Origin of the sequence: Ensifer sp. PDNC004, assembly GCF_016919405.1 — a bacterium.
Lineage (GTDB): Bacteria > Pseudomonadota > Alphaproteobacteria > Rhizobiales > Rhizobiaceae > Ensifer.
The window spans coordinates 645,946-665,318 of the sequence record NZ_CP070353.1; the positions used below are offsets into that span (position 1 = coordinate 645,946).

Consider the following 19,373-nt stretch of genomic DNA (forward strand, 5'->3'; position numbering starts at 1 on the left):
CAAAAGTGATCTCCGTCGTCGCTTGGGCTGGTTGCGGAAACCACATCTTCAGGGCACACTTGTCCTGTTACAATTTAAGTATTTATCCTATTACTGCGAGCAATAGCGTGAACGAACGAAGCCTTGAGCGGAGCAAGAACGAGCTGTCGGAGTTTCTGACGCGGCACCGGGCGAAGCTGACGCCGGCCGATGCTGGGCTCGCGTTCAACGGCCGGCGGCGCACCCCCGGCCTCAGGCGCGAGGAGGTGGCAGCGCTCGCCGGCGTCGGGCTCACCTGGTACACCTGGTTCGAGCAGGGGCGTGACATCAAGGTGTCGGAGGCGTTCCTGTTGAATGTGGCGCGGGCGCTGAAGCTCGATGACGCCGAATGCAGCCATCTGTTCCTGCTGGCCCACAAACGGCCGCCGCCGCCGGAGGCGCATCATCGCGTCACAGTTTCGCCTTTGGTCCAGCAGTTGCTGGACGAGCTGACGGCACGGCCGGCCTATGTGGTCAACCTGCGCTGGGATGTCGTTGCCTGGAATGCGGCGGCGGACGCGCTGTTCGGCTTCAGTGCCCGGAGGCCGGAGCTTGGCAATATTTTGCAGATGGTGTTTGCCGATCCCGAGATGCGGCGGCGTATGCCCGCCTGGCGCGAAGACGCGCCGAAGCTGCTCGCCCAGTTTCGATATGATTTCGCCGTGGCTCCGGATGATCCGTCGATGCTGGCCCTGGTTGAAAGCCTCAAGGACCTTTCGGCCGATTTCAGGCGCTGGTGGGCAGCCCCTGGTGGCGACGAGGCCCGGCGCGGGATCGGATCCCTGATCGATGCTGCAGCCGAGCGCCGGCGTTTCCGCCATGAGACGCTGGTGGTGGACGAACACCGGCATCTGCGCATGGTGGTCTATTTCGCCGAACCGGTGCTCGCCCGAGAGCGATAACCGAAGCGGCCGCCTCTTTTGGTTCGGCCTATTCGAGAGCTGCGGCGATGGTGGCGCCGACGACAACGCTCGACAGCGCCGTGCCGAGAAGCAGCGAGGTGTTGACCGGCCGCTTCACGACCGTGCCGAAGTTGAAGAGGTTCATCGGCAGGAGATGAAAGCCGCCGCTTTCCGGCTTGCTCGACGGCGCTTCCATGAAGCACTCGTCGTCGAACCAGACCCAATCGTCGCGCCAGGTCCAGCAGCCGTGCTGGCGATAGATGTTGGCCACCTGCTCGGCGAAGCCCTTGTCGGCCGGCAGGCGGACGTAGTTTTGCGGCCGGCGGCTGAAATACTGCATGGCGAGCGGCATGGAGCGCTCTGTGCAATAGTTCGACATCCAGAGCTTGAAGCCGATTTCGTCGCGCAGGCGGTCGAGCACCCGGAAGACCTGCACGTGATCCTCGTGGCCATACTCGCCCCAGGGATTGTGGGTGAAGACATTCATGTCGGGCTTCAAGAGCGGCAGGAGCGTGCGGTAGAGCGTCTCGTAGTTGTCGCGATAGGCCTGCGCGATCGGCCGGGTCGAGTGGCGGAAGCTGCCGGGCATGATCTGCGACAGCGATTTCTTGACGATGCGCTTGGCTTCGCGGCGCGTGCCTTCGGTGCCGAACTCCATGCCGAAGGGGCCGGGTTTCGGGCTCGTCCAGTCGGCGCAGTCAAACGAGCCGGTTTCTTCCATTTCGAGGAAGCGCACGTTGCCACGCGGATAGGCCTTGATCGCAGCGGTGCGCGCGTCGCCCATTTGCGGCTCAGACCAGATGTCGCGATAAAGGATGATCACCTCATCGACCTTGTTGAGGATCGAGGTGAACCACAGCAACTCGTCATCGGGATGGGCGCCGATGATGACGGAGTTCTTCAGAAAATCATGCGTGTCGGCCATGCTCTGCGCGCCCTCGTGTTCGTCGCGCGCAATTCTGACGTGTAGAGATTAAACCGGCGTAAAGCGGGATGGCCTGTCCACAGGTTACGGGGGGGCGGCGACGCAGTCCCGGACGTATCGGTTGACTGCCGGTCACGCAAAGAGACACGCCGCGAGCATGGTACGCGCGCTGCCCTCTCTCCCTCCTCCTACGTCATTTCTGTGACGAGCACGGAAATGACGTATGAGGAAGGAGCGGCCGTTCGCCAGTGTTCAACTATTTCACTGAACCCGAATGGTCCCGTCGCCTCTTCCTTCCGGGCCGCGCCTTCTGAACCCTCTACTGCGCCGACCAGACCGCCAGTTCGTAACCATCCGGGTCGGCGAAATGGAAGCGTCTTCCGCCGGGAAAGGTGAAAATCGGTTTGACGATCCTGCCGCCGGCCTTTTCGACGCGGGCGAGCATGTCCTCCAGCGTGTCCGCATAGAGGATGATCAGCGGTCCGCCGCTGCCGACAGGGCCGGTGGTGGTGAAGCCGCCGGTCAGTCGGCCGTCCTTGAATTCGCAATATTCCGGGCCGTAATCGGTGAAGGTCCAGCCGAAGGCGCTGCCGTAGAAGGCCTTGGCGGCGGCGATGTCGGAGACGTTGAACTCGACATAGTCGATGCGGCTGTCGTTGCCCTTGTTACCCATTTTATCTGTCTTCTCCGGATTCCATGATTGATTTCAAAGTGGCGAGATCCTTCGCCACCCAGCCGGCGTCGCCGGCAAATTGTTCCGCGCTCATGCCCGGCTGGCGCAGCAGCGTGAACATCACCTCCGCGCCGTCGCCGTTCGGAACGACGCGCAACGCATTGTGGACCTCCGTGCCGTCTTCCAGCGTAACGCGATGATCGACGACGCCGAAGGCGTTGTCCGGCGCAAAGCGGACGCGGGCATTGCCGAGAGGGCCCGGCGCAAGCCAATGGTCGCCGTCGCGGGTTAGACCCGACGAGAGGCCGGACGCCCAGCGCGGCATGTTCTCGGGCTTAGCCATGAAGGCATAGACCGCGCGCCAGTCGCGGTCGATGGTGGTGTGAACGATCTTTGCTCCAGTGTTGCCATGCATTGTTCTCCTGAGCGAAGGAGTAGCATGGGCGGCCTGATCGGTCTTGAACGAAACGGCCAGTCAGGCTGCTTGCCGGTCAGCTGCGAGCTGGCGGCGGATTTCGGCGGGTGAGAGCGAGGTGAGTTCCCTGGCCTCGCGCGACAGATGCGCCTGGTCGGCATAGCCGGCGTCGAGCGCGAGCAGGCCGAGCGCCGCCGACGTTTCCCTTTGGCATGTCCCGAGGAAGCGCTGCAGGCGCAGGATGCGGTCGAGCGTCTTGGCGCCGTAGCCGAAATGCTCGTGGCAGCGGCGCCTCAGCGTCCTTTCGCTCGTGCCGGTGGCGGCGGCGAGGGCGCGGATGGGGTTGTCGGACGAGCCATGGCTCTGCCGCAGATGGGCGAGGGTGGCGGCGATATCGCCCGGTGGCGACGAGACGGCCGGCAGGCGTTCAAGCACCGCTTCCGCGAGCATCGCGGCGCGGCAGGCTGCATCGGGCGCGTCCTCAATCCTGGTTTCGAGTTCGCGCGCGGCACGGCCCCAGAAGGCATCGAGCGGAACGACCTCGCCGAGGATCTGCGAAAGCGATGTGCGCAGGAAGGAGGCTGCGATGCCTGGGCGGAACCGCAGGCCGATGATATCGGTGCCGGGCGCAAAGACCGGGAAGGCGGCTACCCGATCGGGCCCGGCAACTGCCAGGCCATGCCGGGACCAGAGGATATCGACGCAGCCGTCGGGCACGACCGCGATGGGTGCGGCCGTCCCATCCAGCAATTGGTGGCGCCAGAGGCATTCGACATGGCGGCCAAGTTCGTCGGGCGCGGCATGCTCTTTATAGATGCCACGCCGTTTGGCCAGCGTCGGTTCTGGCGGAGGCAGCTTCGTCTGTGTCAGCGGCCCGAGGGCGCCGTCCATGCCTTTTCCTCCAAGCTTCGCCCGGTTCCGATCGCCTCTTCGCGCGACCAGATCTCGCCGTCGATCTGGCCCTGCAGTTCCGGATAGTCGGCTGCATGGAAGACCGGATCGAGGCCCTGCCGGCGCTGGGCGAAATAGTCCTTCGTCAGTTTGGCAATGGTACCGGAGAGGAGCACGATGGCAATGAGGTTGATCGTCGCCATCAAGCCCATGGATGCATCGGCGGCGTCGAACACTGTGGTGATGCTTTCCGACGCGCCCCAGACGACCATCGCAAGGACCGCGCAGCGCATGATCGTGACGCCGAGGCGGTTGGCACCGCCCAGGTAGGTGAGCGCGTTCTCCGCATAGGAATAGTTGCCGATGATCGAGGTGAAGGCGAAGAAGAAGATCGCGACCGCGATGAAGTAGCTACCGGCCCAGCCGATATGCACATTCATCGCCGCCTGCGTCAGCTGCGTGCCGGTGACGCCGGAGCCGGGTTCCAAGGTGCCCGACAGCAGGATCATCACCGAGGTCGCGGTGCAGATCAGGATGGTATCGATGAAGACGCCGAGCGACTGCACGAAGCCCTGCGATGCCGGGTGATGCGGCACGGGCGTGGCGACGGCCGCGATGTTCGGGGCCGAGCCCATGCCGGCCTCGTTGGAGAAGAGGCCGCGCTTGACGCCGTTCATCATCGCTGCCGTGACGCCGCCGGCAACGCCGCCTGCCGCCTCCTGCAGGCCGAAGGCGCTGGAGATGATCGTCCACAGCACGCTTGGCACGATCGACGCGTTGACGACGAGCACGTAGATCGCCGTCAGCAGATAGGCGATCGCCATGAAGGGCACGACGATTTCGGCGACGCGGGCAATCTGCCGGATGCCGCCGAAGATGACGATGCCGGAGATGGCCGCAACCGCGATGCCGACGGCGATCTTCGGCACGCCGAAGGCGCCCTGGACGGCATCAGCGATGGAGTTGGCCTGCACGGCGTTGAAGACGAGGCCGAAGGACAGAATGAGGCAGACGGAGAAGATCGTTGCCGCCCAGGGCGCGTTGAGACCACGGGCAATGTAGAAGGCAGGACCGCCCCGATACTGGCCGTTTTCGTTGCGCACCTTGTAGAGCTGCGCCAGCGCGCTCTCCGCATAGGCCGTTGCCATGCCGACGAGCGCCACCATCCACATCCAGAAGGTCGCACCCGGACCACCGAGATAGAGCGCGACGGCAACGCCGGCGAGGTTGCCGGTGCCGACGCGCGAGGCGAGGCTGACGGTCAGCGCCTGGAACGGGCTGATGCCGGCCGCATCCTTCGAGCCGCCGCTGCTCAAGACCCGGAACATCTCGCCGAAATGCACAATCTGCGGAAAGCCGAGGCGCAGCGTAAAATAGATGCCGACGGCGAGCAGGCCGTAGATCAGCACGTAGCCCCAAAAGATCGTGTTCAGAAAGCCGATGATCGTGTCCATGCGGTTCCTCTTTGGTATTGCAAGGTGTGGTGACGTGGCGAACCGCAATGCGGATCGGATGGGAAAGGCCGTTCACTTCGCTTGAGCCAGGCATCTTGCGAATGCCCGGACCTTTCGCCGCATGCAGGCGCTTTAGCCCGCAAACTTGACACAGATCAACGTTTTCGGCGGCCAAATCAGGCAAAACGTGGTGCAATACATGACATATCCGGGGATTTCCCACAAATGAGCCCACAATCCGCCGCAAATCCTGCCTCTGTCGAACGTCACGAGGCCGAACCGGTCAATGCGGCGCATGTGCGCAAGCCGCTCTACGAAAAGCGCAAGAAGATCTTCCCCAAGCGCGCCGAAGGCAGTTTCCGCCGCTTCAAGTGGCTGGTGATGCTGGTCACGCTCGGCATCTATTATCTGACGCCGTGGATCCGTTGGGATCGCGGTGAGCATGCACCGGATCAGGCGGTGCTCGTCGATATCGCCGCCCGGCGCTTCTACTTCTTTTTCATCGAGATCTGGCCGCAGGAGTTCTTCTTCGTCGCGGGCCTGCTCGTCATGGCCGGCTTCGGCCTGTTCCTGGTGACGTCGGCCGTCGGCCGCGCCTGGTGCGGCTATACCTGTCCGCAGACGGTCTGGGTGGATCTCTTCCTGGTGGTCGAACGCTACATCGAAGGCGATCGCAATGCCCGCATGAAGCTCGATGCCGGTCCCTGGACGTTCGACAAGATCGTCAAGCGGGTGTCGAAGCACTCGATCTGGATCATGATTGGCATCGCCACGGGCGGCGCCTGGATCTTCTATTTCGCCGATGCACCGACGCTTTTGAAAAGCTTCGTTTCGCTGGAAGCGCCCATGGTCGCCTACATGACCGTCGCTATCCTCACGGCGACGACCTATGTCTTCGGCGGGCTGATGCGCGAGCAGGTCTGCACCTATATGTGCCCGTGGCCGCGCATCCAGGCGGCGATGCTTGACGAGAATTCGCTTGTCGTGACCTATAACGACTGGCGCGGCGAGCCGCGCTCCCGCCACCAGAAGAAGGCGGTTGCCGCCGGCGAGGCTGTCGGCGATTGCGTCGATTGCAACGCCTGCGTCGTCGTCTGTCCGATGGGCATCGACATTCGCGACGGCCAGCAGCTCGAATGCATCACCTGCGCGCTCTGCATCGATGCCTGCGACGGCGTCATGGACAAGCTCGGGCGCGAGCGCGGTCTGATCTCCTATGCGACGCTCAACGATTATGCCGCCAACATGGCGCTTGCCACCAACGGCGGCACGGCGGCGATTGATCCGGGCCGGGTGCGCAACGCCGACGGCGCATTTTCCGACAAGGTGCGCCACTTCAACTGGAAGATCGTCTTCCGCCCCCGCGTGCTCGTCTATCTCGGCGTCTGGACGCTCGTCGGCATTGGCTTGCTCTATGCGCTTCTGTCGCGCGACCGGCTGGAGCTCAACGTGCTGCACGACCGCAACCCGCAATTCGTCGTCGAATCCGACGGTTCGGTACGCAACGGCTACATGGTCAAGCTCTTGAACATGATCCCGGAACAACGCACGATCACGCTTGCCATCGACGGCATGCCTTCGGCGACCATGCGCATCGCCGGCCAGGCACCGGGCGACGGCCGCACCTTTGCCCTCGGTGTCGATCCGGACAAGGTGACGGCGGTCAAGGTGTTCGTAACGCTGCCGAAGGACAAGCTGACCGAAGCGGCTGACGGTTTCAGCCTGATCGTCGAGGATCCGTCGAGCCACGAGCGCGACGTCTACAAGGCCAACTTCAACAGCCCGGGAGCCGCAAAATGACAATCAACCAGGCAGGGGCAAAACAGGCAAAGGCACCGCGGCCCTTCACCGGCTGGCACATGCTCGGCGTCATGGTGCTGTTCTTCGGCACCATCATCACCGTCAATTTGATCATGGCCTGGAACGCCAGCAACAGCTGGAGCGGGCTGGTGGTGCAGAACACCTATGTCGCGAGCCAGCAGTTCAACGGCAAGGTGAAGGAGGCGAAGGCCTTTGTCGCCGATGGCCTCGACGGCAAGCTCAGCGTCGAAAACGAGGCGTTGCGCTACACGCTGACGCGCCGGGGCAATCCCGAGATGACTGCCGACAAGGTGGTCGCCGTGCTGAAGCGCCCGGTCGAGGAGCATGAGGATGTCACGGTCGAGATGGCGCATCAGGGCGAGGGCGTCTTCGTTGCCGCAACCGTGTTGAAGCGCGGCCAGTGGATCGCCGACATCACCGCGACATCGGGCGACACCGTCGTCTATCGCCAGGCGATCCGCTTCATGGTGCCGGGAGCCGCCCAATGAGTTGCTGCGCCCCCGGAACCGAAATGGCTCTGGAGACAGACAGGGCCGGGCAGGGACTGCCGACCACGGAGGAGCTGTGGTTGATGAGCCGCGCGCTCGGCGGCGGCCTGCGCCAGACGGATTTGAGCGTTCCCGGCGTTCATTGCGGCGCCTGCATCACCACGCTTGAAGGCGCCTTGAAGACGCGGCCGGAGGTCGACCGGGCGCGCGTGAACCTTTCATCGCGGCGCGTGTCGATCGTCTGGAAGGAAGAGGTCAATGGCTCGCGTACCGATCCGCGAGAACTGGCGCGGGCCATCCGCTCGCGCGGCTACGAAACCCATCTTTTCGCACCGGGCGAGGAAGACGGCGACCAGACGCTGAAGAAGCTGGTGCGCGCCGTTGCCGTCTCGGGTTTTGCCTCGGCCAACATCATGCTGCTTTCGGTCTCCGTCTGGTCGGGGGCGGAGGCGGCAACCCGCGATCTCTTTCATTGGATCTCGGCGCTGATTGCCGCGCCGACGCTGATCTATGCCGGACGCTTCTTCTATGCGTCCGCCTGGAACGCGTTGAAGCACGGCCGCACCAACATGGACGTGCCGATCGCGCTCGCGATCACGCTCTCCTATTCGATCTCTCTCTACGAGACGATCACCCACGGCACCCATGCCTGGTTCGACGGCACGGTGATGCTGCTCTTCTTCCTGCTGATCGGCCGCACGCTCGACCACATGATGCGCGGGCGCGCCCGCTCGGCGATCAGCGGCCTCGCGCGGCTCTCGCCGCGCGGCGCCATGGTGGTGGATGCTGAGGGCGGACGCGAATATCGTCCCGTCGACGAGATCAAGCCCGGCGAAAAGCTGGCCATCGCTGCCGGCGAGCGGATCCCCGTCGACGGCCGCATTCTCTTGGGCGCCAGCGATCTCGATCGCTCGATCGTCAACGGCGAGAGCGCGCCGGCGCCGGTCAAGGTCGGCGACACCGTCGAGGCGGGAACGCTGAACCTTACCGGACCGCTGACGATCGAAGCGACGGCGGCGGCACGCGACTCGCTGCTTGCCGAGATCATGGGGCTGATGGAAGCCGCCGAAGGAGGCAGGGCGCGCTATCGCCGCATCGCCGACCGCGCGGCGCAATATTACTCGCCGGCGGTGCATCTGCTGGCGCTCATGAGCTTCATCGGCTGGATGTTCGTCAATGGCGATTTCCACCATGCGATGCTGGTCGCGGTCGCCGTGCTGATCATCACCTGCCCCTGCGCATTGGGGCTTGCGGTGCCGGTCGTGCAGGTGATTGCCGCCGGTCGGCTCTTCCAGAACGGCGTCATGGTCAAGGACGGCTCGGCGATGGAGCGGCTTGCCGAGATCGATACGGTGCTGCTCGACAAGACGGGCACGCTCACGGTGGGCGAGCCGCGTCTCGTCAACGGTCAGGACATTCAACCTTCGATTCTCGCGACAGCGGCGGGGCTTGCGGTGCATTCGCGCCATCCGCTGGCGATGGCCATTCATGATGCGGCGGCGCTCGCGCCCGTCGTCAACGGCGACATCCGCGAAATCCCCGGTGCCGGCATCTCGGCGCAGACCGACGCTGGTGTCTACCGGCTCGGCAGCCGCGCCTTTGCCTGTGGCGATGCCGGCGAGGCGACCGGTCAGTCGGAAGTGATCCTGTCGCTCGACGGCCGCGAACTCGCCTGCTTCCGCTTCGAGGATAGGCTGAGGCCCTTCGCCCGCGAAAGCATCGAGGAATTCGGAAGCCTCGGCCTGTCGACCGGCATTCTCTCCGGCGACCGCGAGCCTGTCGTTGCGGCGCTCGCCCGCCGGATCGGCATCGAACGCTACAAGGCGGAACTGACGCCGCGCGGCAAGGTCGACGAATGTGCGGCGGCTGCCGAGGGCGGCCACCGGGTGCTGATGGTCGGCGACGGCATCAACGACGCGCCGGCACTCAGGGCGGCTCACGTCTCGATGGCGCCGGCAACGGCGGCCGATGTCGGGCGCCAGGCGGCGGACTTCGTCTTCCTGCACCAGGGGCTGAACGCCGTGCCGATGGCGATCGATACGTCGCGCCGGGCCGGGCGGCTGATCCGCCAGAACTTTGCGCTCGCGATCGGCTACAACGTCATCGCCGTGCCGATCGCGATCCTCGGCTATGCCACGCCGCTGATCGCGGCGGTTGCCATGTCGACCTCGTCGGTGATCGTCGTTGCCAATGCCTTGCGCCTGCGCGCGGCGACCGGCAATGTCACGGCGGCAGCCGAACAGAAGGCAGCCGTCACGCTGCGGCCGGTCGGGAGTGCCTCATGAACACGCTCATCTATCTCATTCCCATCGCGCTGTTTCTCGGTGGGATCGGCCTCGTCGCCTTCCTCTGGGCGTTGAAGAGCGGCCAGTACGAAGACCTCGAAGGGGCCTCCTGGCGGGTGCTGGACGATGGCGACGGCAAGCCCGAAAAGAAGTGATTTCGGCAGTAATCACTTGTCCTTAATCGATTTGAATGCCAAAACAACCTCCGCCGTCGCTTCTCGCGCCCGGGCCTTCGACAGAGCCCCGCGCGACGGGGCGAAGTTCAATTCGAAGAGCCGGCTCTGACGCGCTTATCCCGATCGCGCCCGGCACTTCTGTCCAAGGAGACAATCACGTGTCACAGGCGGAAATCGGCCTAATCGGTCTCGGCGTCATGGGCTCGAACCTGGCGCTCAACATCGCTGAAAAAGGCAACAAGATCGCGGTGTTCAACCGCACCGTCGAGGCCACGCACAAATTCTACGCGGAAGCCGGCGAACTCCAGGGCCAGATCGTGCCCTGCGACACCATTGAAGAATTCGTCGCCGCCATCCGCCCGCCGCGCCCGATCATCATCATGATCAAGGCAGGCGAGCCGGTCGACCAGCAGATGAAGATCCTTGAGCCGTACCTCGCCAAGGGCGACATCATGATCGATGCCGGCAACGCCAACTTCCGCGACACGATGCGTCGCTTCGAGGCGCTGAAGGATTCGGGCCTCACCTTCATCGGCATGGGCGTTTCCGGCGGCGAGGAAGGTGCACGCCACGGTCCGTCGATCATGGTCGGCGGAACGGAAGAGTCCTGGAAGCGTGTCGAGAGCGTGCTGACCTCGATCGCTGCCAAATACGACAACGTGCCCTGCGTCGCCTGGCTCGGCGAAAACGGCGCCGGCCACTTCGTCAAGACCATCCACAACGGCATCGAATATGCCGACATGCAGATGATCGCCGAAATCTACGGCATCCTGCGCGACGGCCTGAAGATGTCGGCGAGCGAGATCGGCGAAGTCTTCGGCACCTGGAACAAGGGACGCCTCAATTCCTACCTGATCGAGATCACCGAGAAGGTGCTGAAGGCTGCCGATCCCCTGACCGGCAAGCCGATCGTCGACCTGATCCTCGACAAGGCTGGCCAGAAGGGCACCGGCAAGTGGTCGGTGATCGAGGCGCAGAACATGGGTGTGCCGGCAACCGGCATCGAGGCTGCCGTTGCCGCGCGCAGCATTTCCTCGATGAAGGACGAGCGCGAAGCGGCCGAGAAGATCCTCGGCCTTCCCGCAGTCGGCGAGTTCAAGGTGGCCGACAAGGCGGCCTTCATCAAGGATCTCGAAAGTGCGCTGCTTGCCGCCAAGATCGGCGCCTATGCGCAAGGCTTTGCCGTGATGTCGGCGGCTTCCAAGGAGTTCGACTGGAATCTGCCGATGCCGACGATCGCCAAGATCTGGCGCGCCGGCTGCATCATCCGTTCGCAGTTCCTGGACGAAATCACCACCGCCTTCACCAAGGCGCCTGACGCCGCCAACCTGATCGTCACGCCGGCCTTTGCCGCCATGGTCAAGGACACCGACGGGGCACTGCGCCGCGTCGTCTCGGCGGCCGTTCTCGGCGGCCTGCCGGTGCCGGCGCTTGCCTCGGCACTCGGCTATTTCGACAGCTATCGCCGCGGCCGCGGCACGGCCAACGTCATCCAGGCGCAGCGCGACTTCTTCGGCGCCCATGGCTTTGACCGCGTCGACGGCGCCGACAGCCATCATGGCCCGTGGGGCAGCGGCCTCAACGCCTGACCGTTCGGGTAAACAGATCAATGCGGGGCGGCCTTCGGGTCGCCCCGTTTTCGTTTGGGCCTCGTTTTGCCTGGACGGGGTGCTAGCCTGTCATCGAGACGGGTACAGATCGTTCGGTGGTTCCCCCGCCGCCTGAAGCGCTGGGATTGGAACAGGACTTGATCGGCAGGACGGCGAAAAGCGAGGCAATCATCAGCACAACGATGATCAGCACCAGCCTATCGGTGAAGGCGGCGCGAAAGATTTGCAGCACGTACTGTTTCGTCTTCATCGTGCCCACGCGCTTTCATCGCCATCTCATGCTGGATGGCTTGGCTGCACCGTGGACGTCATGCGTCCGTTCATGGGAATGTACGTCAGACGGAAAACGGCCGAAAGGGCCGATTGTTGCGGGCTGAGGCTTGTGCGCCGCGTGACGCCAGTTGTCCCAAAGACCCCTGGCGGGCGCGGCTAGCGCCGAGAAGCGTGGCGGTCGTCGCGGGTTCGGCTGCGTTCGCCAGGGCGCTGCGAACCCCGCATCGTTTCGCGCTCATCCGTGCGACGTGGGAATGGCGCAACCGTGTTTGCCGGTGACGAGCGGCGGCGCCGTTGCCGCAGCCTACCCAGCCTCTTTGGCGGATCGACAAAGATCACCAGCAGAAAGCCGATGGCCATAAGCAGATAGGCCGGGACACCGGTCGTTGCGCTGCCGACGAAGGCGCAAAGCATGGCGAACGCAAGATAGATGCCGATGGTCAAGGGATTGGACAGGAAGGCCCACGCGCGGTTAGTCAGCCTGTCTTTCCATGCAATTCTCGATGTCATGCCGAACATCACCCGTCTGAAGTGATTGGCAGCTTTTTGTTTGCTGCGATGGCGCCCCAGCCCGTGCAATATGTGACCGGTGCATGGCGCGGCAATGACACTCAGACCTTTGGCAGCAAGAGTCGGACCAAAGTCCCATCGATTTCACGGCGCGATAAGTTAGGATCGGTGGGCGTTGCCACGGCAGCGCCACAAGAACCTAGTTTTTTCAGTACCGATTTAGAGCAGGGTCGCGTTATGCGTTTGGGTTCTGCTTGCAGGTCCTCGGTCCCGCCGAGGAAGGCGGTGACTGCGAAATGCTGGGCGCCGGCGCGCGACGCCCAGCTTGCTTTGCTTCAGCTGCGAAGACCCGGCGCTTCCTGGCCGGTCCGCTCGACATATTCCGTGTAACCACCGCCATACTGATGGATGCCCTCGGGCGTCAGCTCCAGCACACGGTTGGAAAGGGCTGCGAGGAAGTGGCGGTCGTGCGAAACGAACAGCATCGTGCCTTCGTAGTCCGCGAGCGCCTTGATCAGCATTTCCTTGGTGTCGAGGTCGAGGTGGTTGGTCGGTTCGTCGAGAACAAGCAGATTCGGCGGGTCGAAGAGCATGATCGCCATGACGAGACGCGCCTTCTCGCCGCCGGAAAGCACCCGGCACTTCTTCTCGACATCGTCGCCGGAAAAGCCGAAGCAGCCGGCGAGCGCGCGCAGCGGCGCCTGGCCCGCCTGCGGGAAGGTGTCTTCGAGCTGCTGCAGCACCGTGCGGTCGCCATCGAGCACGTCCATCGCATGCTGGGCGAAGTAACCCATCTTGACGCTGGCGCCGAGCGCGACGTTGCCCTCGTCCGGCTCGGTGGAACCGGCGACGAGCTTCAGAAGCGTCGACTTGCCGGCACCATTGATGCCCATGATGCACCAGCGCTCGCGGCGGCGCACCATGAAGTCGAGACCTTCATAGATGCTGCGGCTGCCGTATTTCTTGTGCACGCCCTTGATGTTGATGACGTCTTCGCCGGAACGCGGCGCCGGGCGGAATTCGAAGTTGACCGTCTGGCGGCGCTTCGGCGGCTCGACCCGGTCTATCTTTTCGAGCTTCTTCACCCGGCTCTGCACCTGGGAGGCGTGCGAGGCGCGCGCCTTGAAGCGCTCGATGAACTTGATTTCCTTGGCGAGCATCGCCTGCTGGCGTTCGAACTGCGCCTGCTGCTGCTTCTCGTTCTGGGCGCGCTGCTGCTCGTAGAAGCCGTAGTCGCCCGAGTAGGCATTGAGCTGGCCGCCGTCGATCTCGATGATCTTGGTGATGATGCGGTTCATGAACTCGCGGTCGTGCGAGGTCATCATCAGCGCGCCGTCGTAGTTCTTGAGGAAGTCTTCGAGCCAGATCAGGCTTTCGAGATCGAGATGGTTGCTCGGTTCGTCGAGCAGCATCACGTCGGGGCGCATCAGCAGAATGCGGGCGAGCGCCACGCGCATCTTCCAGCCACCCGAGAGCTTGCCGACGTCGCCATCCATCATCTCCTGGGAAAAGCTCAGGCCCGCCAGCACTTCGCGGGCGCGGCCCTCGAGCGCGTAGCCGTCGAGCTCCTCGTAGCGTGCCTGCACCTCGCCGTAGCGCTCGATGATCGCGTCCATTTCATCGAGGCGATCCGGATCGACCATGGCGGCCTCGAGCTCGCGCAGTTCGGTGGCGACTTCGCTGACAGGCCCGGCACCGTTCATCACTTCGGAAACCGCGCTGTTGCCGGACATCTCGCCGACGTCCTGGTTGAAGTAACCGATGGTGACACCCTTATCGACCGCGACCTGGCCTTCGTCCGGAGTTTCCTCGCCGGTGATCATGCGGAAGAGCGAGGACTTGCCGGCGCCGTTCGGGCCGACAAGGCCGACCCTTTCGCCGCGGTTGAGCGCGGCGGAGGCTTCGATGAAGAGGATGCGGTGGCTGAGCTGCTTGCTGATGTTTTCGATACGGATCATGTCTGCGGTAGCCTGAAGGGAGGAGCGGGGCGCGCACGCGCCCAATTGTTGCCCCGGCCTGTCGCAGGTTTCTGCGTCACAAGCAAGACTTCACGGCTGTTTTCGGCCGTTCCTAGGCCCTGAGACCACGCGAGATCGGCGGCTGGAACTCCGGCTGGCTGAGGCTCTGCAGCGTTTCCGGCGGCTGGCCGTCGATATGGCCAATCACCGCCTTTGCCAGTTCGCGACCGGCAATCCGGATATCCTCGTACATGGTCATCACTTCCGGGCGCAGCCAGCGCAGAAAGTCGCTCGGGGACTTCGACACCATGTCGCAGTCTTCGACAAGCTTCTTCTTGGCCATCTCCAGTCCCGCGATCAGCGCGATCGCGCCGGAGCCACTGCCCGAGACGATGCCGTCGGGGGCATCGTCCGAGCGCATCAGCACCTCGAAGGCGTCGCGGATCTCGACCAGCGAATGGTCGATGTTGGTCTGGTGGAAGCCGACCGCATCGGCCTGGAAGTCGCGAAGTCCACGCTCGAAGCCGGCGCGCATGTGCGAATAGAAGGTGAGGTGCGGCGGCGGTTCGAGCAGCACCAGCTTGCGCCGGCCGCGCGCCACCAGCTTGCGCACCGCCTCATAGGCGAAGCGCTCGTTGTCGAAGTCGTGATATGGATGCACGATGCCCATCTCGGTGCGGCCGTGGGTGACGAAGGGCAGGCCGCGCTCGGTGAGCAACGCCACGCGCGGGTCGTGCGGCTCGGTGCGCGAGATGATCACGCCATCGGCAGCGCCTGTGTCGAGGATATAGCGGATCGGCGCCATCGCGTCCTTGACGGCGCTATAGGGGGTGACGACCAGGTGATAGGGCGTGCCGGCGAGGATCTCGGTGATGCCGACGACCATCGGGCTGGTGATGCCCATGATCTCTTCTTCCAGCGTCAGGACGAGGCTGATGACATTGGTCTTGCCGGTGCGCAGACGCACGCCGGCGCGGTTCGGCTGATAGCCGATCTGCTTGGCGACGAGGCGGACGCGCTCCTTGGTTTCGGCGCCGATATCGGGCGCGTCCTTCAATGCTCGCGAAACAGTGGTGATGCCGAGCCCGGTCATGAAGGCGATCGTCTTCAACGTCGGCCGGGCCCCATCCGGCAGTGACTGCGGCCTGTTTTTCGTCTTGTTGTCCATCGCCGTCACCCGCCCACTCTCTTGCCGCACGCCGCCGGTTTGCCCACCCGGCAGCGAAACGCGTCGGTTCAGTCCCGTCCGCCGCGCCGTCGCCCTGTCACTTCCTCGCCTTATATACGAAAAGTCATTGGCGGCTATGCTGCTTTGGACGGATCAATTTGCTTCAAATCTGTAACGATACAGTTGCGATGTCGAGCGTTTTCGTTGCTGCGCTGCGAAAGATGGAGCGGGCAGGTTGAATCAGAGCCTTCGACACGTGATTTTTGCACGTGCGAAATGACGATCCCGGCGATGGGGTGCCTTTCTTGCTGAAAATACATGAATTTCAGCATGCTATAGGGATTTCCCGTTGGCCGCTAATGGGCTGGCAGGGGGTGCAAAGCGCTTTGGAATGCCGCTGTCATCTGCACGCAATAGGTGTTTTTTAAGATTCTGTTTAAATCGATTGTGGTGGGTGTTGCGTCCTGTAATCGATTGCACTAAGTTTTTTACGGTAACGTTACAGTGAGGGAGGAGACTCATGAAATTACGTTCTTTCGCCGCCATGCTGGCAACCGCCGTGGCTCTACCGCTTGGTGCGGCCAGCGCCGCCGATCTCGAAGTCACGCATTGGTGGACATCAGGCGGTGAAGCCGCCGCAGTCGCCGAACTTGCCAAGGCTTTCGATGCGACGGGCAATCACTGGGTAGACGGCGCGATCGCCGGTTCCGGCGGCACCGCCCGTCCGATCATGATCAGCCGCATCACCGGTGGCGACCCGATGGGCGCCACGCAGTTCAACCACGGCCGTCAGGCGGAGGAGCTGGTCCAGGCCGGGCTGATGCGTGATCTCACCGATGTTGCGACCCGCGAGCACTGGAAGGACATCATCAAGCCGGCGAGCCTGCTCGATTCCTGCACGATCGACGGCAAGATCTATTGCGCCCCGGTCAACATCCACTCCTGGCAGTGGCTGTGGCTGTCGAATGCCGCCTTCAAGACGGCCGGCGTCGAGGTTCCGAAGAACTGGGACGAATTCGTTGCCGCCGCACCGGCGCTCGAAAAGGCAGGCATCGTGCCGCTCGCCGTCGGCGGTCAGCCGTGGCAGGCAGCCGGCGCCTTCGACGTGCTGATGGTGGCGATTGCCGGCAAGGATACCTTCCAGAAGGTCTTCGGTGACAAGGATGAGGAAGTGGCCGCGGGCCCCGAGATCGCCAAGGTCTTCAAGGCTGCCGACGACGCCCGCCGCATGTCGAAGGGTACCAATGTCCAGGACTGGAACCAGGCGACCAACATGGTGATTACCGGCAAGGCCGGCGGCCAGATCATGGGTGACTGGGCGCAAGGCGAATTCGCGCTTGCCGGCCAGAAGGCCGGAACCGACTACACCTGCTTGCCCGGTCTCGGTGTCAACGAGATCATCTCGACCGGTGGCGATGCCTTCTACTTCCCGCTGCTGAAGGATGAGGAGAAGTCGAAGGCCCAGGAGGCGCTTGCCTCGACGCTGCTCGATCCGAAGACGCAGGTGGCCTTCAACCTCAAGAAAGGCTCGCTGCCGGTGCGCGGTGACGTCGATCTTGCGGCTGCCAACGACTGCATGAAGAAGGGCCTGGACATTCTTGCCAAGGGCAACGTGATCCAGGGCACCGACCAGCTGCTTTCGGCCGACAGCCAGAAGCAGAAGGAGGACCTGTTCTCCGAATTCTTCGCCAACCCGTCGATCACGCCGGAAGACGCGCAGAAGCGCTTCGCCGACATCATCGCCGCGGCGGAGTAACCGCAACTGCCTTGACCGGCCTTGCTTTCAAAAGAGGCCGGTCAAAGCCTCCCATTCGGCGTGGCGTGACCGTGCCGGCAGTCCGCGCGTGATCGCGTTCGCGGGCCCTTGGGAGTGGTTGTCGCCCTGATGAGGCAAGGCGCAATTGGCGCTGCCCATCGTCCGAAACCCATTGCAGTTCCGGAGGAACAAAACATGGCAGGCTACACTCAGGGTTCGGGCCGACCGAACCAGTGGCTGCGGAACCTGAACGCGAAGATTGCCTCCGTCCCGATGATCCTGACGGCCGTGGTCATTTTCCTCGGCGGTACGATCTGGACGGTCGTCTATTCCTTCACCAATTCCAAGCTGTTGCCGCGGCTGTCCTTTGTCGGCCTCGACCAGTATGAGCGCCTGTGGGCGGCACCGCGCTGGCTGATTTCGGTGCAGAATCTCGCGATCTACGGCATCTTTTCGCTGATCTTCAGCCTGGTGATCGGCTTCGTGCTGGCCGCATTGATGGACCAGAAGATCCGCTTCGAAAACACCTTCCGCACCATCATGCTCTATCCCTTTGCCCTGTCCTTCATCGTGACGGGCCTGGTGTGGCAATGGCTGCTCAATCCGGAATTCGGCATCCAGTCGGTGGTGCGCTCGCTCGGCTGGGAAAGCTTCACCTTCGACCCGCTCTATAATGCCGACATCGTCATCTACGGCATCCTGATCGCAGCCCTCTGGCAGGGCACCGGGCTCGTCATGTGCCTGATGCTTGCGGGGCTTCGCGGCATCGACGAGGACATCTGGAAGGCCGCGCGCGTCGACGGCATTCCGATGTGGAAGACCTATATCTTCGTCGTCATCCCGATGATGCGCGGCGTCTTCATCACCACGCTGGTGATCATCGCGAGCGGCATCGTCAAGGTCTACGACCTGGTGGTGGCGCAGACGAGCGGCGGCCCGGGCATCGCGTCGGAAGTGCCGGCAAAATACGTCTACGACTACATGTTCCAGGCTCAGAACCTCGGCCAGGGCTTCGCCGCCTCGACCATGATGCTCATCACCGTCGCCATCATCATCGTGCCTTGGGCCTATCTGGAATTCGGGGGAGGGCGCAAGCGTGTCTGATATCGTTGCTTTCAATTCTGTGGCGGAAGAAGCCGCACCCAAGGCGCAGGCCGCGCGTGTCCTCGCCGGTCCCCGCGGCGCCAAGCCCCGCCGGGCGCTTTCCGGCCGCAACATCATGATCTACGGCACGTTGATCGTCGTCGCGCTCTACTACCTGCTGCCGCTCTACGTGATGGTCATGACTTCGCTCAAGGGCATGCCGGAAATCCGGCTCGGCAACATCTTTGCCCCGCCGGTCGAAATCACCTTCGAGCCCTGGGTCAAGGCCTGGGCCAGCGCCTGCACGGGGCTCAACTGCGACGGGCTTTCGCGTGGCTTCTGGAACTCGGTGCGCATCACCGTTCCCTCGACGATCGTCTCGATCGCGATCGCCTCGGTCAACGGCTATGCGCTTGCCAACTGGCGCTTCAAGGGTGCGGAGCTGTTCTTCACCATCCTGATCGTCGGCGCCTTCATCCCCTATCAGGTGATGATCTATCCGATCGTCATCGTGCTCCGGGAACTGGGCATCTATGGCACGCTGACCGGCCTCATCATCGTGCACACCATCTTCGGCATGCCGATCCTGACGCTACTCTTCCGCAACTATTTCGCCGGTCTGCCGGAGGAACTGTTCAAGGCCGCGCGCGTCGATGGTGCCGGGTTCTGGACAATCTACTTCAAGATCATGCTGCCGATGTCGCTGCCGATCTTCGTCGTGGCGATGATCCTGCAGGTCACCGGCATCTGGAACGACTTCCTGTTCGGCGTCGTCTTCACCCGCCCGGAATATTACCCGATGACGGTTCAGCTCAACAACATCGTCAATTCGGTCCAGGGCGTGAAGGAATACAACGTCAACATGGCGGCGACGATCCTGACCGGGGCGGTTCCGCTCTTCGTCTACTTCGTCTCCGGACGGCTTTTTGTCCGCGGTATCGCCGCCGGCGCAGTGAAAGGGTAACAA

19 protein-coding genes are annotated in these 19,373 nt (G+C 63.3%); 9 read left to right on the forward strand and 10 right to left on the reverse strand.

Annotated features, from left to right (window positions below):
• Positions 1 to 5: 5 nt before the first annotated feature.
• A complete protein-coding gene (locus JVX98_RS11140; protein WP_246764999.1) occupies positions 6 to 920 on the forward strand; it encodes a helix-turn-helix transcriptional regulator in 915 nt (304 codons plus the stop codon).
• A gap of 28 nt (positions 921 to 948) precedes the next feature.
• Here JVX98_RS11140 and JVX98_RS11145 read toward each other — a convergent pair whose 3' ends face one another.
• The 5 genes from JVX98_RS11145 to JVX98_RS11165 all read right to left on the reverse strand — a co-directional run bounded on the left by JVX98_RS11145 (position 949) and on the right by JVX98_RS11165 (position 5,278).
• Positions 949 to 1,845 carry a hypothetical protein gene (locus JVX98_RS11145; RefSeq protein WP_205238623.1) on the reverse strand — a complete coding sequence of 299 codons (897 nt, stop codon included), beginning with the start codon at positions 1,843 to 1,845 and terminating at the stop codon, positions 949 to 951.
• Positions 1,846 to 2,164: 319 nt separating this feature from the next.
• Positions 2,165 to 2,518: a VOC family protein gene (locus tag JVX98_RS11150; RefSeq protein WP_205238624.1), complete on the reverse strand. Its 354-nt coding sequence runs from the start codon at positions 2,516 to 2,518 to the stop codon at positions 2,165 to 2,167.
• Between the two features lies 1 nt (position 2,519).
• Entirely contained in the window at positions 2,520 to 2,933 is a 414-nt protein-coding gene (locus JVX98_RS11155) for an SRPBCC family protein (protein WP_205238625.1), read from the reverse strand.
• 60 nt (positions 2,934 to 2,993) lie between these two features.
• On the reverse strand, positions 2,994 to 3,824 hold the full coding sequence (locus JVX98_RS11160; protein ID WP_205238626.1) for a helix-turn-helix domain-containing protein: 831 nt from the start codon (positions 3,822 to 3,824) through the stop codon (positions 2,994 to 2,996).
• Positions 3,800 to 5,278 (reverse strand): sodium:alanine symporter family protein, encoded by a 1,479-nt coding sequence (locus JVX98_RS11165; RefSeq protein WP_192446361.1) that lies wholly within the window; start codon positions 5,276 to 5,278, stop codon positions 3,800 to 3,802. Before JVX98_RS11165 ends, JVX98_RS11160 begins: the two co-directional genes overlap by 25 nt.
• 225 nt (positions 5,279 to 5,503) lie before the next feature.
• Here JVX98_RS11165 and ccoG point away from each other — a divergent pair, with 225 nt between their 5' ends.
• The 5 genes from ccoG (at position 5,504) to gndA (ending at position 11,637) form a co-directional block, all read left to right on the forward strand.
• On the forward strand, positions 5,504 to 7,078 hold the full coding sequence (gene ccoG / locus JVX98_RS11170; RefSeq protein WP_043615050.1) for a cytochrome c oxidase accessory protein CcoG: 1,575 nt from the start codon (positions 5,504 to 5,506) through the stop codon (positions 7,076 to 7,078).
• Positions 7,075 to 7,587 carry a FixH family protein gene (locus tag JVX98_RS11175; RefSeq protein WP_205238627.1) on the forward strand — a complete coding sequence of 171 codons (513 nt, stop codon included), beginning with the start codon at positions 7,075 to 7,077 and terminating at the stop codon, positions 7,585 to 7,587. The genes ccoG and JVX98_RS11175 overlap by 4 nt, the downstream gene beginning before the upstream one ends.
• Positions 7,584 to 9,872 (forward strand): cation-translocating P-type ATPase, encoded by a 2,289-nt coding sequence (locus JVX98_RS11180; RefSeq protein ID WP_205238628.1) that lies wholly within the window; start codon positions 7,584 to 7,586, stop codon positions 9,870 to 9,872. Before JVX98_RS11175 ends, JVX98_RS11180 begins: the two co-directional genes overlap by 4 nt.
• Complete coding sequence (gene ccoS / locus JVX98_RS11185; RefSeq protein ID WP_043615060.1) at positions 9,869 to 10,027, forward strand: cbb3-type cytochrome oxidase assembly protein CcoS; 159 nt, start codon at positions 9,869 to 9,871, stop codon at positions 10,025 to 10,027. The genes JVX98_RS11180 and ccoS overlap by 4 nt, the downstream gene beginning before the upstream one ends.
• A 179-nt stretch (positions 10,028 to 10,206) precedes the next feature.
• The gene (gene gndA / locus JVX98_RS11190; protein ID WP_192446358.1) at positions 10,207 to 11,637 is read left to right on the forward strand and encodes an NADP-dependent phosphogluconate dehydrogenase; all 1,431 of its coding nucleotides are present in this window, start codon (positions 10,207 to 10,209) and stop codon (positions 11,635 to 11,637) included.
• Positions 11,638 to 11,719: 82 nt separating this feature from the next.
• Here gndA and JVX98_RS11195 read toward each other — a convergent pair whose 3' ends face one another.
• The 5 genes from JVX98_RS11195 to JVX98_RS11215 form a co-directional block, all read right to left on the reverse strand.
• Positions 11,720 to 11,917, reverse strand: a complete 198-nt coding sequence (locus JVX98_RS11195; RefSeq protein ID WP_205238629.1) for a hypothetical protein — start codon at positions 11,915 to 11,917, stop codon at positions 11,720 to 11,722.
• Between the two features lie 170 nt (positions 11,918 to 12,087).
• A complete protein-coding gene (locus tag JVX98_RS11200) occupies positions 12,088 to 12,441 on the reverse strand; it encodes a hypothetical protein (RefSeq protein WP_192446356.1) in 354 nt (117 codons plus the stop codon).
• 335 nt (positions 12,442 to 12,776) lie between these two features.
• Positions 12,777 to 14,399 (reverse strand): ABC-F family ATP-binding cassette domain-containing protein, encoded by a 1,623-nt coding sequence (locus tag JVX98_RS11205; protein WP_205238630.1) that lies wholly within the window; start codon positions 14,397 to 14,399, stop codon positions 12,777 to 12,779.
• 112 nt (positions 14,400 to 14,511) lie between these two features.
• Complete coding sequence (locus tag JVX98_RS11210; protein WP_205238631.1) at positions 14,512 to 15,567, reverse strand: LacI family transcriptional regulator; 1,056 nt, start codon at positions 15,565 to 15,567, stop codon at positions 14,512 to 14,514.
• Between the two features lie 134 nt (positions 15,568 to 15,701).
• The gene (locus tag JVX98_RS11215) at positions 15,702 to 15,899 is read right to left on the reverse strand and encodes a hypothetical protein (protein WP_205238632.1); all 198 of its coding nucleotides are present in this window, start codon (positions 15,897 to 15,899) and stop codon (positions 15,702 to 15,704) included.
• A 188-nt stretch (positions 15,900 to 16,087) separates the two neighbouring features.
• Between JVX98_RS11215 and JVX98_RS11220 the strand changes: the two genes are divergently transcribed.
• The 3 genes from JVX98_RS11220 to JVX98_RS11230 all read left to right on the forward strand — a co-directional run bounded on the left by JVX98_RS11220 (position 16,088) and on the right by JVX98_RS11230 (position 19,370).
• On the forward strand, positions 16,088 to 17,323 hold the full coding sequence (locus tag JVX98_RS11220; RefSeq protein ID WP_192446353.1) for an ABC transporter substrate-binding protein: 1,236 nt from the start codon (positions 16,088 to 16,090) through the stop codon (positions 17,321 to 17,323).
• A gap of 195 nt (positions 17,324 to 17,518) precedes the next feature.
• Positions 17,519 to 18,427 carry a carbohydrate ABC transporter permease gene (locus tag JVX98_RS11225; RefSeq protein ID WP_192446352.1) on the forward strand — a complete coding sequence of 303 codons (909 nt, stop codon included), beginning with the start codon at positions 17,519 to 17,521 and terminating at the stop codon, positions 18,425 to 18,427.
• On the forward strand, positions 18,420 to 19,370 hold the full coding sequence (locus JVX98_RS11230; protein ID WP_205238633.1) for a carbohydrate ABC transporter permease: 951 nt from the start codon (positions 18,420 to 18,422) through the stop codon (positions 19,368 to 19,370). The genes JVX98_RS11225 and JVX98_RS11230 overlap by 8 nt, the downstream gene beginning before the upstream one ends.
• Positions 19,371 to 19,373 lie beyond the last annotated feature (3 nt).

Excerpts from the sequence above, each read along its gene's own strand:
- JVX98_RS11145 (WP_205238623.1), bottom strand. The coding sequence starts at position 1,845 with ATGGCCGACACGCATGATTTTCTGAAGAACTCCGTCATCATCGGCGCC.
- JVX98_RS11150 (WP_205238624.1), bottom strand. The coding sequence starts at position 2,518 with ATGGGTAACAAGGGCAACGACAGCCGCATCGACTATGTCGAGTTCAAC.
- JVX98_RS11155 (WP_205238625.1), bottom strand. The coding sequence starts at position 2,933 with ATGCATGGCAACACTGGAGCAAAGATCGTTCACACCACCATCGACCGC.
- JVX98_RS11160 (WP_205238626.1), bottom strand. The coding sequence starts at position 3,824 with ATGGACGGCGCCCTCGGGCCGCTGACACAGACGAAGCTGCCTCCGCCA.
- JVX98_RS11165 (WP_192446361.1), bottom strand. The coding sequence starts at position 5,278 with ATGGACACGATCATCGGCTTTCTGAACACGATCTTTTGGGGCTACGTG.
- ccoG (WP_043615050.1), top strand. The coding sequence starts at position 5,504 with ATGAGCCCACAATCCGCCGCAAATCCTGCCTCTGTCGAACGTCACGAG.
- JVX98_RS11175 (WP_205238627.1), top strand. The coding sequence starts at position 7,075 with ATGACAATCAACCAGGCAGGGGCAAAACAGGCAAAGGCACCGCGGCCC.
- JVX98_RS11180 (WP_205238628.1), top strand. The coding sequence starts at position 7,584 with ATGAGTTGCTGCGCCCCCGGAACCGAAATGGCTCTGGAGACAGACAGG.
- ccoS (WP_043615060.1), top strand. The coding sequence starts at position 9,869 with ATGAACACGCTCATCTATCTCATTCCCATCGCGCTGTTTCTCGGTGGG.
- JVX98_RS11200 (WP_192446356.1), bottom strand. The coding sequence starts at position 12,441 with ATGACATCGAGAATTGCATGGAAAGACAGGCTGACTAACCGCGCGTGG.
- JVX98_RS11205 (WP_205238630.1), bottom strand. The coding sequence starts at position 14,399 with ATGATCCGTATCGAAAACATCAGCAAGCAGCTCAGCCACCGCATCCTC.
- JVX98_RS11210 (WP_205238631.1), bottom strand. The coding sequence starts at position 15,567 with ATGGACAACAAGACGAAAAACAGGCCGCAGTCACTGCCGGATGGGGCC.
- JVX98_RS11215 (WP_205238632.1), bottom strand. The coding sequence starts at position 15,899 with ATGCTGAAATTCATGTATTTTCAGCAAGAAAGGCACCCCATCGCCGGG.
- JVX98_RS11220 (WP_192446353.1), top strand. The coding sequence starts at position 16,088 with ATGAAATTACGTTCTTTCGCCGCCATGCTGGCAACCGCCGTGGCTCTA.
- JVX98_RS11225 (WP_192446352.1), top strand. The coding sequence starts at position 17,519 with ATGGCAGGCTACACTCAGGGTTCGGGCCGACCGAACCAGTGGCTGCGG.